At 59.5% G+C, this 15,222-nt stretch carries 16 protein-coding genes; 7 read left to right on the top strand and 9 right to left on the bottom strand.

The window, feature by feature from the left end:
- Nucleotides 1-12 precede the first annotated feature (12 nt).
- Together EV281_RS24340 and EV281_RS24335 are read right to left on the bottom strand one after the other, a co-directional pair.
- On the bottom strand, nucleotides 13-1,230 hold the full coding sequence (locus EV281_RS24340) for an ROK family transcriptional regulator (protein ID WP_132656816.1): 1,218 nt from the start codon (nucleotides 1,228-1,230) through the stop codon (nucleotides 13-15).
- Between the two features lie 64 nt (nucleotides 1,231-1,294).
- On the bottom strand, nucleotides 1,295-2,179 hold the full coding sequence (locus EV281_RS24335) for a sugar phosphate isomerase/epimerase (RefSeq protein WP_132656815.1): 885 nt from the start codon (nucleotides 2,177-2,179) through the stop codon (nucleotides 1,295-1,297).
- A 297-nt stretch (nucleotides 2,180-2,476) separates the two neighbouring features.
- Between EV281_RS24335 and EV281_RS24330 the strand changes: the two genes are divergently transcribed.
- The 6 genes from EV281_RS24330 to EV281_RS24305 all read left to right on the top strand — a co-directional run bounded on the left by EV281_RS24330 (nucleotide 2,477) and on the right by EV281_RS24305 (nucleotide 7,795).
- On the top strand, nucleotides 2,477-3,910 hold the full coding sequence (locus EV281_RS24330) for an extracellular solute-binding protein (RefSeq protein ID WP_132656814.1): 1,434 nt from the start codon (nucleotides 2,477-2,479) through the stop codon (nucleotides 3,908-3,910).
- A gap of 96 nt (nucleotides 3,911-4,006) precedes the next feature.
- The gene (locus tag EV281_RS24325) at nucleotides 4,007-4,882 is read left to right on the top strand and encodes a sugar ABC transporter permease (protein WP_132656813.1); all 876 of its coding nucleotides are present in this window, start codon (nucleotides 4,007-4,009) and stop codon (nucleotides 4,880-4,882) included.
- A 4-nt stretch (nucleotides 4,883-4,886) separates the two neighbouring features.
- The gene (locus tag EV281_RS24320; protein WP_132656812.1) at nucleotides 4,887-5,723 is read left to right on the top strand and encodes a carbohydrate ABC transporter permease; all 837 of its coding nucleotides are present in this window, start codon (nucleotides 4,887-4,889) and stop codon (nucleotides 5,721-5,723) included.
- A gap of 4 nt (nucleotides 5,724-5,727) precedes the next feature.
- Nucleotides 5,728-5,934 (top strand): DUF2160 family membrane protein, encoded by a 207-nt coding sequence (locus EV281_RS24315; protein ID WP_132656811.1) that lies wholly within the window; start codon nucleotides 5,728-5,730, stop codon nucleotides 5,932-5,934.
- 61 nt (nucleotides 5,935-5,995) lie between these two features.
- Entirely contained in the window at nucleotides 5,996-7,057 is a 1,062-nt protein-coding gene (gene ugpC, locus EV281_RS24310) for a sn-glycerol-3-phosphate ABC transporter ATP-binding protein UgpC (protein WP_132656810.1), read from the top strand.
- 12 nt (nucleotides 7,058-7,069) lie between these two features.
- Entirely contained in the window at nucleotides 7,070-7,795 is a 726-nt protein-coding gene (locus EV281_RS24305) for an SDR family oxidoreductase (protein WP_132656809.1), read from the top strand.
- A gap of 34 nt (nucleotides 7,796-7,829) precedes the next feature.
- On the opposite strand, the gene EV281_RS24300 is transcribed toward EV281_RS24305, so the two are convergent.
- The 3 genes from EV281_RS24300 to EV281_RS24290 are packed head-to-tail and all read right to left on the bottom strand — an operon-like array spanning nucleotide 7,830 to nucleotide 11,271.
- The gene (locus tag EV281_RS24300) at nucleotides 7,830-8,624 is read right to left on the bottom strand and encodes an aldolase/citrate lyase family protein (protein WP_132656808.1); all 795 of its coding nucleotides are present in this window, start codon (nucleotides 8,622-8,624) and stop codon (nucleotides 7,830-7,832) included.
- 9 nt (nucleotides 8,625-8,633) lie between these two features.
- Nucleotides 8,634-10,112 carry an NAD-dependent succinate-semialdehyde dehydrogenase gene (locus EV281_RS24295; protein WP_132656807.1) on the bottom strand — a complete coding sequence of 493 codons (1,479 nt, stop codon included), beginning with the start codon at nucleotides 10,110-10,112 and terminating at the stop codon, nucleotides 8,634-8,636.
- A gap of 34 nt (nucleotides 10,113-10,146) precedes the next feature.
- Nucleotides 10,147-11,271: a tartrate dehydrogenase gene (locus tag EV281_RS24290; RefSeq protein ID WP_132656806.1), complete on the bottom strand. Its 1,125-nt coding sequence runs from the start codon at nucleotides 11,269-11,271 to the stop codon at nucleotides 10,147-10,149.
- A 267-nt stretch (nucleotides 11,272-11,538) separates the two neighbouring features.
- On the opposite strand from EV281_RS24290, the gene EV281_RS24285 reads away from it, so the two are divergent.
- Nucleotides 11,539-11,766, top strand: coding sequence for a hypothetical protein (locus tag EV281_RS24285; protein ID WP_132656805.1), 228 nt, complete (start codon nucleotides 11,539-11,541; stop codon nucleotides 11,764-11,766).
- Nucleotides 11,767-11,836: 70 nt separating this feature from the next.
- Here EV281_RS24285 and EV281_RS24280 read toward each other — a convergent pair whose 3' ends face one another.
- The 4 genes from EV281_RS24280 to EV281_RS24265 are packed head-to-tail and all read right to left on the bottom strand — an operon-like array spanning nucleotide 11,837 to nucleotide 15,159.
- Nucleotides 11,837-12,553, bottom strand: a complete 717-nt coding sequence (locus tag EV281_RS24280; RefSeq protein ID WP_132656804.1) for an ABC transporter ATP-binding protein — start codon at nucleotides 12,551-12,553, stop codon at nucleotides 11,837-11,839.
- A complete protein-coding gene (locus EV281_RS24275; RefSeq protein WP_132656803.1) occupies nucleotides 12,534-13,298 on the bottom strand; it encodes an ABC transporter ATP-binding protein in 765 nt (254 codons plus the stop codon). The genes EV281_RS24280 and EV281_RS24275 overlap by 20 nt, the downstream gene beginning before the upstream one ends.
- Nucleotides 13,295-14,299, bottom strand: a complete 1,005-nt coding sequence (locus tag EV281_RS24270) for a branched-chain amino acid ABC transporter permease (RefSeq protein ID WP_132656802.1) — start codon at nucleotides 14,297-14,299, stop codon at nucleotides 13,295-13,297. The genes EV281_RS24275 and EV281_RS24270 overlap by 4 nt, the downstream gene beginning before the upstream one ends.
- Nucleotides 14,296-15,159 carry a branched-chain amino acid ABC transporter permease gene (locus EV281_RS24265; RefSeq protein WP_132656801.1) on the bottom strand — a complete coding sequence of 288 codons (864 nt, stop codon included), beginning with the start codon at nucleotides 15,157-15,159 and terminating at the stop codon, nucleotides 14,296-14,298. Before EV281_RS24265 ends, EV281_RS24270 begins: the two co-directional genes overlap by 4 nt.
- Nucleotides 15,160-15,222: the final 63 nt, after the last annotated feature.

Genomic DNA, 15,222 nt, shown 5'->3' with positions numbered 1-15,222 from the left:
TTTCGATAGAACTCAATAAATTGCCGTTGATCGTTGTAACGCGCCGTCTTCACCACCGAATTCCTCGTTTTCGAGGGAGAGGAAGCGTTGGTGTAGCATGCATGCCGCCCCGAAGGCGGAACCGAACTCCGCATCGTCATCAACGACGATCTTGGGAGTCGGAAAAGGAATGTTCTGGCCCTCCGACATGTGGACCGCCACGCGGGCGGCCACCATCGGATAAAGCGATGCGACGGAGCCACCGAGCACGATCCGGTCCGGGTCGAGCAGGCGACAGGCCTGCAGCAGCGCATAGGCAAGATGCCGCGACCATGTCTCCGCGATGTTCACCGCATCCGGAACGCGATCGCGGACGTCGGCCAGGAACTCCTGCAGATCGGCGTCAGCCCGTCCGGTCGCTTGCCTATATTGCCTGATCAGCACCTCGCGACCGATCAATTGCTCGAATTTCTGCCCGCCGCTTCCCGGTACCAGCGTATGGCCGATTTCGCCCGCAAGGCCATGACCGCCGCGAAAAAGCTTGCCATCGATCATGATCCCGCCGCCGACGCCAGTCTCCATCAGCAGAAATAGCGTCACGCCCGCAACGCCGTGACGATAACTGTCGCCGATCGCAAAGGCGTTGGCGTCATTTTCCACCGTGATCGGCACCTCCGCCGGAAAGGCGCTCCGGCCGATCTCCTTCAGCGGCACATTCCGCCAGCCGATGATCGGCGCGAGCGTGACAAGCCCATCCGGCCGGATATGCGCCGGTGTCGATATGCCGAACCCCTTGCAACGCTGCAGCATGTCTTCCGTCATAGCATCCGTGATCAGCGCGACGCCGCGCGCCACCGCCTCCTCCACGGTCGATGACGGCGTTTGGAAGGCCAGCTTGCGACAGACCCTGACATCCGCAGACAGATCGACGACGACAGCCGATATGTGCTCGACGCCGATCTCGATACCGACGAAGAACGCGGCGCCTGGAATGAGTTCGAGCATGATTCCCGGCCGGCCGGCGCGGGACTGTCCCGCGCGCTGATTGCTGGTTTCCTCCGACTCTTGGACAAAGCCGCCTTCCGTCAGTTCGGCAACGATCTCCCCTGATGACGAACGGTTCATCCCGAGCTTGCGGGCCAGATCGGCCCGGCTCAGGCGACGATGGCTGTAGATCGTCCGCAGAGCTGCGACGATATTGTTTTGCCTGATCCTGCGCGGTGAGCTTCCGATGGAGACCGTGTCGTTCATGTTTACTTTCCTTCAAATCGACTGCTCCAGCCTACACTTACGAAGCAGATCGTCAGAAGGTTTATCAGGGGCGTGCGTTCGTGACGCGGCGTCGTTTTGCTTCTTCGTATTTCAGTTCGATGTAGCGTTTGGCGTGGGCGGCCAGCGGATCATTGTCCGTCCAGGTATCGCGCCATATAGCGCAGGCAAGTGAAAGACCCTCATCGACAACGGTAGTAGAAAAGCTTTCGAACACGATGTCGCGCTTGTAGTCGATATCGAGCAGCGCATCGAAGATGAGGTCGAAATTGATGACGCCATCGCCAAGATAGCCGCGGTTGCTCTCGCCGATATGGAAATAACCGATCTTGTCACCGGCAAGTCGGATTGCAGCGGCCGGATTTGCTTCCTCTATATTCATGTGGAACGTATCGAGATGCAGCTGGACATGGCCCGATCCGGTCTCGGAAATGAATTTCAGGCCCTGGGCCGTCGTGTTCAGAAGGTTCGTTTCGAAGCGGTTCACGATCTCCAGGACGAGATCGACGTCCGCATCCCTGGCAATGTCGGCTGTCGCGGCGATAGCCGCCACACTATTGTCCCAGCCCTTCTTCGTCGGCTGGCGGTTGTACTTGGTGTGCGCGGAATAAAGGATTCCGCCGAGCTTGTTTCCACCGATGTCGCGTACGGCGCGTACGGCATCGGCCAGCATCTGCTTGCCGGCGGATACCGCTGCAACGTCCTCGCTTGAAATATCCTTGTCGATCGGCAGGCCCATCGTCACTCCGATCTCGACATCGAGCGACTGCGCGAGCTTCGCCAGGCGATCGAGATTGAACCTCTCGGGGCGCAGGTAGGCGAATTCAATGGTGCGGTATCCATGTTCGGCAGTCTTGTTGAGGGCCATTTCCAGCCCCTCCTGGGTTTGGCCGCCTGTCCATACAAATGAATGGATACCCAACCGACGCATGACCATTTTCCTCCAAAAAACGCATTTGATCGCAAAACTGCTATGCCATTTAGTATGGTGAAGCAACAAATAAATATGCGATTCGAAATTTTCGTCTCTTCACGACAACGTATTGCAGCGCAACATTTTTATTCCACGCATCTCACTGTGAGCGAGAAGGATAAAAATGTTTCGGTCTAAATCAACGAGATAGGATGCACATTTGCAGGTTTGGACAACAAATATTGCGCACGCGGCGTTTTTCGTCTAAACCATGGCCTGGCGACATGATCTCGCTGCTATCTGGGAGGATTGACAATGAATTATGCTTTGAAGGCCAGCGCCCTTGCGCTGACGCTCAGCCTCGCCACCGCCGCTTCGCCGGCCTGGGCGGATTTCTGGTCCGATGCCGGTGCCAAATTCAAGGGCGTGACCCTGCATGGCGTGACTGAAAGCACGCCGCCGTCCAACTACATCAAGGATGTGCTCGCTCCGGAATTCGAGAAAAAGACCGGCATCAAGGTCGAAATCGAGACGACATCCTGGGATCAGATGTACGACAAGGCCATCAAAGACATGGAGGCCAAGACCGGCATCTATGACATGGTCTACATCGAGCAGGACATCATCTATTCGTATCTGTCTCGCAACTTCCTCGTCAACATTACCCAGACGCTTAAGGACAAGCCGGATCTGAAGGCGCCGACCTATGACGATGCAAACTTCACCAGCTTTGCCGACTATTTCAAGGACAAGAAGGGCGATCTCTTTGGCGTACCAATGGAAGCGTTCCTGAAGACCTATCTCTATCGCAAGGACCTTTTTGACGATCCGAAGATCAAGGAAGCCTTCAAGAAGGAAACCGGCAAAGACCTGAAGCCGGCGACCACGCATGAGGATTACACGCAGATCGCCGAATTCTTCACCAAATACGGCAAGGATAATGGTCTTCAGCTTTGGGGCACCACCGCCCAGGCCCATACAGGCCATGCCGCATCCTGGTACGAATATTTCGAATCCATCGCGCCGACCTTCGGCGTCTACAACTGGGGCATCGACGCCAGCAACAACTACGCAGCAACCGTCGAGCACGGTGGCTCGATGAACAGCGACAAGGCAAAAGCCGCATTGAAATACTGGCTGCACCTGCGCGACATCGCTCCACCGGAATCGACCCAATCGACCTGGACGGAAACCGCAACGACCTTCGCTGCCGGCCGCGTCGCCCAAGGCTTGATCTACGGCGAGAACGCGGCATGGATCGCCAGCGACCCCGCTCAGTCGAAAGTGGTCGACAAGGTCGGTTTTGCATTGCCGCCGCTTGAACCGGGCGTGCTGGAAGATGCAAAATCCGGAAAGGGCTATATCGGCTATTATGACGGCGGCGCCTTCGGCCTGCCGGTGACGTCCAAGAACCAGGAAGCAGCCCTGCTCTTTCTTCAGTTCATGGGCCAGAACGACGTCCAGCCGGACTGGGCGATTGCCGCTCCGCGCATCACCAACAAGGCGACCTTCGACGATCCGAAAGTCAAGGCTATGGACGTCAAACTCGGCGGTTTCTACACAATGTTGAAGGATGAAGGCAAACTCTTCGCCGGCGCTCCTCCGTATCCGTTCCACGCCCAGTTGCGTGAGGCAACCCTGCCGATCTTCTTCGACATTCTCACCGGCAAGATCGCGCCAGACGCGGGTCTCGACCAGATGGCTGCCAAGACGGAAGAGGAACTCACGTCGCTCGGCTATCGCAAATAAGTCATCCTCCCCACCTTGGCGGGTCGTCTTAGCTGGCGGCCCGCTCCTTTCCCTGCCCGATAGGCGGCCCTAACAGGTGCCAAAGAGGATGAGGCAATGCATTCACAAAAGTTCGGATGGCTACTGCTGTCACCGACGATCCTGATCCTCGGGCTCTTCGGCATCTTTCCTTTCATCTACGTCGTCTGGGTTTCGTTCCATCAATGGAATCCATTCGCCGCAAATCCGCTGATGGTCTTCAATTGGGCGTCGAACTACCGCAGCCTCGTCTTTGACCAGCAATTCCTGGCCTCGCTCGGCGTCACCATCGCCTTCGTCTTCTTCGCCGTCGTTTCCGAACTTGTTCTCGGGTATATGCTCGCGCAGGCGCTGATGAAGGATTTTCCCGGAAAGGCCTTCTTCCGCACTATCCACACCCTTCCTCTGATCATGGCGCCCATCATCGTCGGATCAGTGTGGAAGCTGATGACGACGCCGTCGATCGGCATCATCCCATATCTGCTGCGAACTTGGTTCGGCTACGACCTGAACATCGGCCAAAGCGCTGTCGCGGCGTTTGTCATCACCATCATTATGGACGTCTGGCACTGGACACCGCTGGTCACCCTATCGCTGATCGCCGCGTTGGTTTCGCTTCCGCCGGATCCTTTCGAGCAGGCGCAGATCGATGGCGCCGGCAAGAGCCAGATCTTCTGGCACATCACGCTTCCGCTGATCCGCCCTGCCCTGCTTGCCACAGTGTTCATCCGGCTCATGGATGCGCTGCGCACGGTCGACGAAGTCCTGATGCTGACGGGAGGGGGGCCCGGATCAGCGACACGTTACATCGGCGTCCACATCTTCAGGGAAGTCTTCCCAAAAACGAACTATGGTTACGGTTCGGCAATCTCCGTCATCGTGCTCTACCTCACCATCGTCGTCTGCTGGCTGCTCTATGTCGGCCTGATTGCGCCACGCACAAAGAGGGGCTGATGCGATGAAGAGACAAAATCCCTGGCTTCCCGTTCTTCTGTGGACGTTGATCAGCTTTGCAACCCTGTTCCCGATCTACTGGCTCTTCGTCATCTCTGTGAAGCAGCCCTTCGATCTGTTCTCGACGCCTGACGTCGTACTGCGGAGCTTCTTCTGGAAGAATTATCAGGACGTGCTGACGAACGAGACCTTGCGGCGATATATGATCAATTCGCTGGTCATCTCGTCTGGAAACGCGGTCCTGGTGACGACCCTTGGTTTTCTCGCTTGTTACGCGCTCACGCGCTTCGATCTCGCGGGCAAGGAAAGCATCTTCTTCTGGACGATTACCAACCGTATGGCGCCGCCGGCCGTCTTCCTGCTGCCCCTCTTCCTGCTTTTGACGCAGGTCTACAGGATCGGCGACTTTTCGCTGGCGGATTCGAGGCTCGGCATGATCCTGGTCTATTGCTCCTTCAATCTTCCCTTCGCCATCTGGACACTCCGGCCGACTGTCGAAGGGATTCCGAAGGAACTTGACGAGGCCGCCTATGTGGATGGCGCAAGCCCCTGGATGGTCCTCTATGACATCGTTTTCCCACTGGCACGGCCGGGGCTTGCGGTGACGCTGATCCTCACGTGGGTCTTTGCGTGGAACGAATATCTGCTTGCCGCCACCCTCACCAATTTCAACGCCCGCACGCTCACGACCGGCCTTTCGGAATACGTCACGACAACAGGTACCGCCTGGGGCATCATGGCGGCGATCTCCATGCTGACATTGATCCCGGCGCTCATCGTCTTCTCGGTGGTGCAGCGTCACATCGTTGCCGGCCTGACCTTCGGCGCAGTGAAAGGATAGCGAGATGGCTGCGGATTCTGGAAATAATGAAGAACAACCAGGCTTCCTGCCGATCGAAATGAACTGGTTCGACCGACTGTTCATCTCGGTGGTGATCTGGGTTGCCCTCTCCCTGTTCTGGATGCGGTTCGTCGAACCGTTCGGGCTTTCGGTCTGGTTTGCAGCGGCGATCTCCGCCGTGCTCGGCGCCTATATCATCTGGAAGGGGTGAGCCGGTGAGATTCATCGACATTATCAAGACGCAAGCCGTGCTGCATTAGGGAGAAACGACATTGGCAAACGTACAGGTCAGCGACGTCACCAAGAGATATGGCGCTCTTCAGGTCATGCACGGCGTCAGCGTCGATATCGAGGATGGCGAATTCGTCGTGCTGGTCGGCCCCTCCGGCTGCGGAAAGTCTACGCTGCTGCGCATGATCGCCGGTCTCGAGACCGTCAGCAGCGGCGATATCAGGATCGGCGGGCGCGTGGTCACCAACGCTCCGCCCAAGGAACGTGACATCGCCATGGTCTTCCAAAGCTACGCGCTTTACCCCCACAAGACGGTCGCCGAAAACATGGGCTTTCCGCTGAAGATGGCAAAACGGCCAAAGTCGGAAATTGACGAGAAGGTCGGCAGGGCGGCCGAAATCCTCGACCTGACGCGCTATCTCGACCGCTATCCGAAACAGCTGTCGGGCGGCCAACGGCAACGCGTCGCCATGGGCCGAGCGATCGTGCGCGACCCGCAGGTCTTCCTGTTCGACGAGCCGCTATCGAATCTCGATGCCAAGCTTCGCGTCACTATGCGCGTCGAGATCAAGGAACTGCACCAGCGACTGAAGACCACCACCGTCTATGTCACGCATGACCAGATCGAGGCCATGACGATGGCAAACAAAATCGTCGTCATGCGTGACGGACGGGTGGAGCAGGTGGGAAAACCGCTCGAGCTCTACGACTTCCCCGCCAATCTCTTCGTCGCCGGCTTCATCGGCAGCCCGTCGATGAACTTCCTCCAGGGCCGGATCGCAACACGGGACGGAAAACAGGTCGTTGTCACGGATCAAGGCATTGTCCTGCCCGTAGATCGCGTGAATGCCGAAGACGGCAAGGCCGTCACTTATGGCATTCGTCCGGAGCACATCACCATCGGTGACGACGGCATTCCTGTCGACGTGTCGGTCTATGAGCCAACAGGTTCCGAAACGCTGATCTTTGGCCGTGTAGGCGGCGCGCCGATCGACGCCCTCATTCGCGAGCGCATCGAAGTCACACCCGGCAAGGTGCTGCGTTTTCATATTGATCCACGCCGCGTTCACATCTTTGATCAGACAACGGGACAGCGATTGTAAGGCGAGGAGCATATGAATTTCGAAGGCAAAAAAGTAATCGTCACCGGCGCCGGCAAAGGCATCGGTCGCGTTGTTGCAGAGATATTGGTCAAGCGCGGCGCTAAGGTCGCGGCACTGACTAGAAGTTCTGACGACGTCGTCTCGCTCCGCGAGGACCTAGGCTGTCAGGCCATTCAGGTCGATCTTGCCGATGCGAAGGCGACGCGGGAGGCCGCGTGTGCCGCACTTCCAGCGGACTTCCTCATCAACTGCGCGGGAACGACTGAGTTGCAGTCCTTCCTCGAAACCACGATCGAAGCCTTCGATCATCTGATCGCAGTCAATACACGCGCTCCGATGATCGTGGCACAGGAGTATGCTCGCTCCTTGATAAAGGAAGGTCGCCACGGCGCCATCGTCAATGTCTCCTCCGTCGCCGCCTTCGTCGGCATTCCGGATCATGCAGCCTATTGCGCTTCGAAAGGCGGCCTCGATGGCCTGACGCGCGTCATGGCCAAGGAGCTGGCGCCGCAGGGCATCCGCGTGAATGGCGTGCATCCGACCGTGACGCTGACGCCGATGGCGATCAAAGCCTGGAGCGACCCCGAAAAGGCCGCCGGCATGCTGAACCGCATCCCGGTCGGACGGTTCGCAGAGTCTGAGGACGTGGCGGAGGTGATCCTCTTCCTGCTCTCGGACGAAGCGGCGATGGTCAACGGCATCTCCATGCCGGTTGATGGCGGCTATATGATCGCGTGACGTTTGGCGCTGCTCTGTAAAGGGCTGGGACAGATCAGCCGCCGGAAGCAATCTTCCGGGCTGCGTTGATCGCCCTGCGGGCACCGGAGCGCAACTGCGCGGTCTCGGCACCGGCGATGACAAAGGCGAAACCGAATTTCAAAAGCTCGCCGGCGCGCTCGCCGTCACCAGCAAAAGCGCAGGCGAATTTTCTATGTGCGCGGCAACGGGCAACGGCATGCTGCATGGCGCTGTCGATCTCGGCGGCGTTCGGGGCCACCTGATCGCCGTTTGACAGCGCAATGGAGAGGTCAGAAGGGCCGATGAAGATGCCATCGATGCCGGGCACGCCAAGGATGTCGTCAATCGCTTCGAGTGCCGCGCGCGTCTCAACCATGGCCATGGCAACCGTCACATCATTGGCCTTCTTCAGATAGTCGTCGGCCGAGAGGCCGGTATGGTTGAGCGCCAGCGAAGGACCCCAGCTGCGCTCTCCAACAGGCGGATACTTGGTGGTTTTGATGAAGGCTTTCGCATCCTCGGCCGAATTGATCATCGGGGCGATGATGCCCGAGGCGCCAGCGTCCAGCAGGCGAGAGGCGGAGGCGAAATCGCCAACCGGAATGCGGGCAACCGCGGGCTTCCCTGCCACGCGCACATGGCTCACAGCGGCTGCAGCCGACGGGAGGTCCCACATCCCATGCTGCATGTCGAGCACGACGGCATCGAAGGCTTCTTGGGCCAGATGATTGACCAGCAGTGGATCGGGAATACCCACCCAGGCGGAAATCATCTGGCTTTCAGCGGTTCTGATCCGGGCTGCGAAGCCGTCGATGTCAGCTGCACTCATGGATTCTCCTCAGTTCGAAAGGCCACCAATGGCCATGTATTTGACCTCGAGGAACTCTTTAATGCCGTATTTCGAACCTTCCCGGCCGATGCCGGACTGCTTCATGCCGCCGAAAGGAGCGACCGCCGTCGAGATGAGTCCCTCGTTGATACCGACAATGCCGAATTCCAGGGCCTCGGCAACCCGGAAGATGCGGCCGACGTCGCGAGCGTAGAAATAGGCGGCGAGACCGAAGGGCGTATCATTCGCCATATCGATCGCCTCTTCTTCCGTCTTGAAGCGAAAAAGCGGGGCGACCGGACCGAAAGTTTCGTCGTAGAAGATTTCCGCGTCGCGGGAGACATCGGAGAGGATGGTGGGCAGATAGAAATTGCCGCCGCGCCGATCGCGCTTACCACCGGACACGATTTTCGCGCCGTGTTTGACGGCATCCTCGACATGCGTTTCGACCTTCTTGACCGCAGCTTCATCGATCAGCGGACCGAGGGTGACACCCTCCTCCATGCCATCGCCGAGCTTCAGTTCGGCAACAGCTGCTGCGAGCTTGTGGGCGAAGGCGTCATACACTTTGTCCTGTACAAGAATGCGGTTGGCGCAGACGCAGGTCTGCCCGGTATTGCGGAACTTGGAGCCTATGGCGCCCTTGACCGCCTCGTCGAGATCAGCGTCGTCGAAGACGATGAAGGGTGCGTTGCCACCGAGCTCCATGCTGGTCTTCTTGATGGTGGGTGCGCATTCGGCGAGCAGCTTTGCGCCGACGGCCGTGCTGCCGGTGAAGGTCAGTTTGCGCACCTTGGGGCTGCCGGTGATTGCAGGCCCCGTTTCTGACGAAGGGCCGGTGATAACATTGCATACACCGGCCGGAAAGCCTGCTTCTTCCGCCATCACAGCGAGCGCCAGCGCCGAATAGGGCGTCTGGCTCGCCGGACGGAGGATGCCAGTGCAGCCTGCCGCCCAGCCGGGACCGGCCTTGCGTGTGATCATCGCCGAGGGGAAATTCCAAGGCGTGATCGCCGCGAAAACGCCGATCGGCTGTTTCTGAACAATGAGACGGCGGCCCGGAACGGGCGAGGGAATCGTATCGCCGTAGACGCGCCTTGCCTCTTCGGCAAACCACTCGATGAAGCTTGCGGAATAGACGATTTCGCCGCGGCTTTCCGAGAGCGGCTTGCCCTGCTCGATCGTCATGATTGCCGCAAGGTCCTCAAGGTTCTCGTGCATTAACTCGGCGAGCTTCCAGAGGTGGTTGGCGCGCTGTTCGGCCGTCAGCGCTGCCCACGCCTTCTGCGCCTTGTAGGCGGCATCGATCGCACGGTTCGTCTCGACCGCGCTCATGGCCGGCACGGTGCCGATCACCTCGCCGGTGGCGGGATTGGTGACGTTGTAGGTGCGACCGCTATCGGCCTGCACCCACTGGCCGCCGATATAATTTGCTTCGCGGAAAAGCGCCGGGCGGCGGAGCTTGTAGCCCGAAAGTCTGTTGATCATGACTGGATACCTTCCATGAAACGAGCCGCCGGAATCAGACGGCCGGAATATTCTCGTCATTGGGGGCGAAGTTCGATCCTCGCAGCGCTTCGCATACGGCGCGGGTGACATCCGCTGTGGTTGCCTTGCCACCAAGATCTGGAGTGAGAATGCCGGCGGCACAGACCTGTTCCACCGCCGATATCAATATCTTTGCCGCGGCCGCCTCGCCGAGATGTTCCAGCATCAACGATGCCGTCCAGAAGCTTGCGACAGGGTTGGCGATACCCTTGCCGGTAATATCGAAGGCCGAACCATGGATCGGCTCGAACATCGAAGGGAAGCGCCGCTCGGGATCAATATTGCCCGTCGGTGCGATACCGAGCGAGCCGGCAAGTGCGGCAGCGAGATCGGAGAGAATGTCGGCATGGAGATTGGTCGCGACGATCGTATCGATGCTTTTCGGCTTTGCTACCATGCGGAAGGTCATGGCATCGACCAGTTCCTTGTCCCAGGTGACGTCAGGGAAATCCTTTGCGACCTCGGCTGCGATCTCGTCCCATAGGACAAGGCCGTGGCGTTGGGCGTTGGACTTGGTCACGACGGTCAGCAGTTTGCGCGGTCGCTTCTGCGCCTCGCGGAAGGCAAAGCGCATGATGCGCTCGATGCCACGGCGCGTGAAGATTGAGGTCTCGGTCGCCACTTCCTCCGGCAAGCCGATATGGGCGCGGCCGCCGTGACCGGAATATTCGCCTTCGGAATTTTCGCGCACGATCAGCCAGTCGAGATCGCCTTCCTCGACATCCCTCAGCGGGCTTTTGACGCCGGGGAAGATGCGGGTCGGGCGAATATTGGCGTATTGATCGAGGCGCTGGCAGATCGGCAGGCGCAGGCCCCAGAGCGTTACATGATCGGGCACGTCAGGCGCGCCGACCGCGCCGAAATAAATGGCATCGGCCTCCTTCAGCAGAGACAAGGCGTTGTCCGGCATGAAGGCTCCGGTCTTGCGATAGCGCTCGCTGCCCCAGTCATAGCGATCGATATAGAGCGCGAAGGCGCCACTGCGGGCAGCCAACACCTCAAGCACTTCGAGGCCGGAGGCGATGACTTCGGGGCCAATGCCATCGCCCGGAACGGAGGCGATGCGGTAGCGGCGAAGCGGATTGGCATTGGCGTTCATGGAGACCTCAAGTAATCGTCAGATGAGGCCGCCATCGATCAGCATCATCTACCTGGTAATCATCCGGCTCGTCGGGGGCGACGAACTAACACGCACTAGCCGCATCTCCGATCTTGATTTCCTCGTGATACATTGCGACTTCTGCCTGTCGGCGATCTTGCTTTCATCCTGGTACCAGAGCTGTTTTCCCGCAACTACTATTCCAGCCTCCGGTCGAATTCTTCACGGCGACGCGCATCGATGGCGCGGGCTTCTGCGGATCCTCCAGTGGCTGATGATCCCGATATCGACGCCAATCATCATCGTCGCCGTCGTCCTGCTCATCTGGCCGAGCAGATCGACGCGCTTGCCCCACGCGCCCATGCGATCCGCTTCCACGCGATCGCCGATGAAAGGCTCGTCAACCGCGCCCGCGAGGAGCACGGGCTGATGATCGAATATATGGAAAAGGGCGATCGTGAAAAACTCGTCGAGATTGTCGGTCGCCATACCTAGCCGTCGAAGGAAGCCTATCTGCGGCTGGCCGGCACGCTGGGCGCGCCCGTTCCGCCAAAGCCCCTGGTGATCAGTGCAATCCGCCAACCCCGAGCAGGCGTTCTACGGTGTCGTGATCGGCTGACAGTTCCGCCGGCGTGCCGCTCCAGGCAAGCCGCCCGCGCTCGAGGATGATGACGCGATCGGCAAAATCGAGAGCACTCTGGATGCGCTGCTCGACGAGCAGAATCGACATGTCGCCGGCCTTGGCGAGCTCCGCAAAGGCGGCCATCAGTTCCTCGCAGATGACAGGCGCCAGCCCTTCGAGCGGTTCGTCAAGCAACAGCACGGATGGTTGACCGAGAATGGTGCGCGCTGTCGAAAGCATCTGTTGTTCGCCACCGGAGAGCTGGTTGCCCAGGTTCTTGCGCCGCTCCTTCAGCCGCGGAAACATCGCATAGGCCTCCTCCAGCGCCGACTTCGGGCGCCTCTTGAGGCCGACGAACAGATTTTCCTCAACCGTCAGCGTTGGAAAGATGCAGCGCGCCTGCGGCACATAACCGAGGCCGTGATGCGCACGCGTAGCGCTCGGTGCATCGGTAAGATCCGCCTCGCCAAGCCGTATGCGCCCCCCATAGCGTTTCGTCTGGCCAGCCAGTGTTGCGAGCAGCGTCGTCTTGCCCATGCCGTTTCGTCCGAGCACGGCGAGACGACAGCCCGAAGGCGCCGAGAAGGACACATCTTCCAGCACCTTTGTCGGGCCATAGCCCGACGTGAGATTTTCGACCTCAAGCGACATGGCTGGCATCGGCATAGCTCCCCAGATAGGCCTCCCGGACACGCGCGTCCTTCGTCACTTCGGCAGGCGCACCGTCAAAAATGATCGCGCCGGCGGCCAGCACGATGACGCGCTTGGCGAAACGGAAGACGAGATCCATGTCATGCTCGATCATCAATACGGCGAGATCGGCCGGAAGACCGTCCAGCGCCTGTTCGATCCGACCCGTATCGCTTTGCGGTACGCCGGCCGCCGGTTCGTCGAGCAGCAGCACCTTGGGCTTGAGCGCAAGCGCCAGCGCAATTTCCAGAAGCCGCTGTTGACCATAGGCGATTTCCGCGACTTTGCGATGCATGAGCGGTCCAAGACCAAGCGTGTCGAGCAATTCGTCAACCTCGGCCATGACGTCAGGCATGGCCAGAAAATTACCGATAAGGCGGCCAATGCGCCCTTTCCGGCGCAAGACAGCAAGCGCGACATGCTCGGCAGGCGTCATGTCCTGGAACAGGCGTGTAACCTGGAACGAACGTACGAGCCCTCGCCTCACCCGACCGATCGCATCCACTTTCGTCACCGTTTCGCCCGCGAGGCGCACCTCGCCGGAATCAGGCGCCAGATTGCCGGTAACGAGATTGACGAAAGTCGTCTTGCCGGCACCGTTCGGGCCGATCAACGCGATGCGATCGCCTGGCGACATGGAAAGCGAGACATCATTGGTGACGGTCAGGCCGCCGAACGCCTTCTTCAGATGGGCGACTTCGAAAACGGCGCTCACGGAAGGGCCTCCTTGCGGCGGCCGATGAAGTCTACGGCGGTACCGTAGAGCCCCCTGGGTGCAAAGAGTACGACCGCGATCAGCAAGGCACCGATCATCGTCAGCCAGTGGAACGGATTGGCGGCCGAGACATAATCCTCGAAGAGCATGAAGATGACAGTGCCCGACAGCGCACCGAAGAGCGAACCCGTTCCGCCGAGCACCAACATGACCAGCGCCTCGGCCGACTGGGTGAACGACAGGCTATCGAGGCCGACGACCTGTGTGGAGATCGCGTTCAGAGCGCCGCCGACACCCGCCACTGCGCCCGAAATCACATACATCTTCGCAAGCGCCGCCTTCGGCGAAGCACCCATGGCGCGAATACGCAAAGGATCTTCCTTGATGCCTCGGCAGAGCATGCCGAAGGGCGAGCGCACGAGCAAGCGCAACAGCACGAAGACGATCAAGAGCAACGCGACGCCGAACACATAGGCCGTGTGGCCGTATAGATCGAACTCGAATATACCGAAGATCGGATCGGGCGAAATCCCCGAGAGACCGTCGCTGCCGCCGGTCCAGGAAGAGGCCTTGTTGGCGAATTCATGGAACAGGTTGATGAGTGCGATGGACAGCACGAGTTGCGGCAGACCATGGGCGCGAAGAATAACGGCGCCACAGAGAAGGCCGGCGAGCGCCCCGCCGATCAATCCTGCCACCGTCATCAGCAACGGATCATTGATCCCGTAATGGGCCGACAGAATACCGGCAACATAGGCGCCAGAGCCGAACAGTGCCGCATGGCCGAGCGTGGCGATGCCGGCATAACCGGTGACGAGATCAAGCGACAGAACCAGAAGCGCAATGGCGATAATGCGGGTCAGCAGGGCCAGATTGTCGGGAAAGACAAAATAGCCGATGAGGGCGGCAACGATGATGACGGCAATGCCCGAGAGATCGCGGCTCAACGCACTGCGGCGGCGCTGGACAAGAATTTCCTTGTCATGCATGGCGAGTGTCATTTCGCCCTCCCGGCAAGGCCACGCGGAAAGATGCAGATGATGGCAATAACCGCGAGATAGAAGAAGAATTCGCCGAATTCCGGCATGAGATAACGTCCTGTTGTATCGATCGCGCCGAGCAGCAGGCAGGCGATCAGAGCGCCGGGGATCGAGCCTGCACCGCCGACCGAGACGACGACGAGGAAAGTCACCATGTAGCGCAGCGCATAATAGGGCTCGACCGGCAGCAGTTCTGCGCCGACGACGCCGCCGAACGCGGCAAGGCCGACTGCAACGCTAAAGCTCACGGCGTAGATGATCTCGGTGCGCACCCCGAGTGCGGCGGCCATGGCCGCATTATCGACCGAGGCGCGCAGCTTCACGCCAAAACCCGTCCTGTCGATCACGAACCAGAGCCCGAGCGCGACGGCAAGGCCGCAGACGATAGCAAAGAGCCGGTGGATAGGAATGGTGCGGAAACCCAGATCGGCCGATCCCTGCAACGCGGCAGCAAGCGGAATGGTCTTCAGCGTCGGCCCCATGAGATAGTTGGCAATACCGATGACGCAGAAGGTGATACCGATCGTCATCAGGACCTGCGTCAGTTCCGGGGCGCCATAGATCCGCCGATAGAGGAAACGCTCGATCGGAATGGCGATGATGATGGTCGCTGCAACCGCCGCAACGATCGCGACCGCGTAACCGAGCCCCAGGTCGCGGGCGACGTAGGAGGCCACATAACCGCCGATCATCGCGAAGGCGCCATGTGCCAGGTTGACGACGCGCATCAACCCCATCGTCACCGACAGACCAATCGAAATGACGAAGAGCACCATGCCATAGGCAAGCGCATCCACGGCTATGCTGAAAACTGTCTGCATGGAATTACCCTGCTTTGATGCGGTGGACCCCGTCGGAAGCCGGCGGCAGATGCCGCCGGGTCC

This window comes from Rhizobium sp. BK418, assembly GCF_004341105.1.
Taxonomy (GTDB): domain Bacteria; phylum Pseudomonadota; class Alphaproteobacteria; order Rhizobiales; family Rhizobiaceae; genus Rhizobium.
The sequence above is the reverse complement of the archived record's forward strand: the minus strand, read 5'-3'. Positions and strand labels throughout refer to the sequence as shown.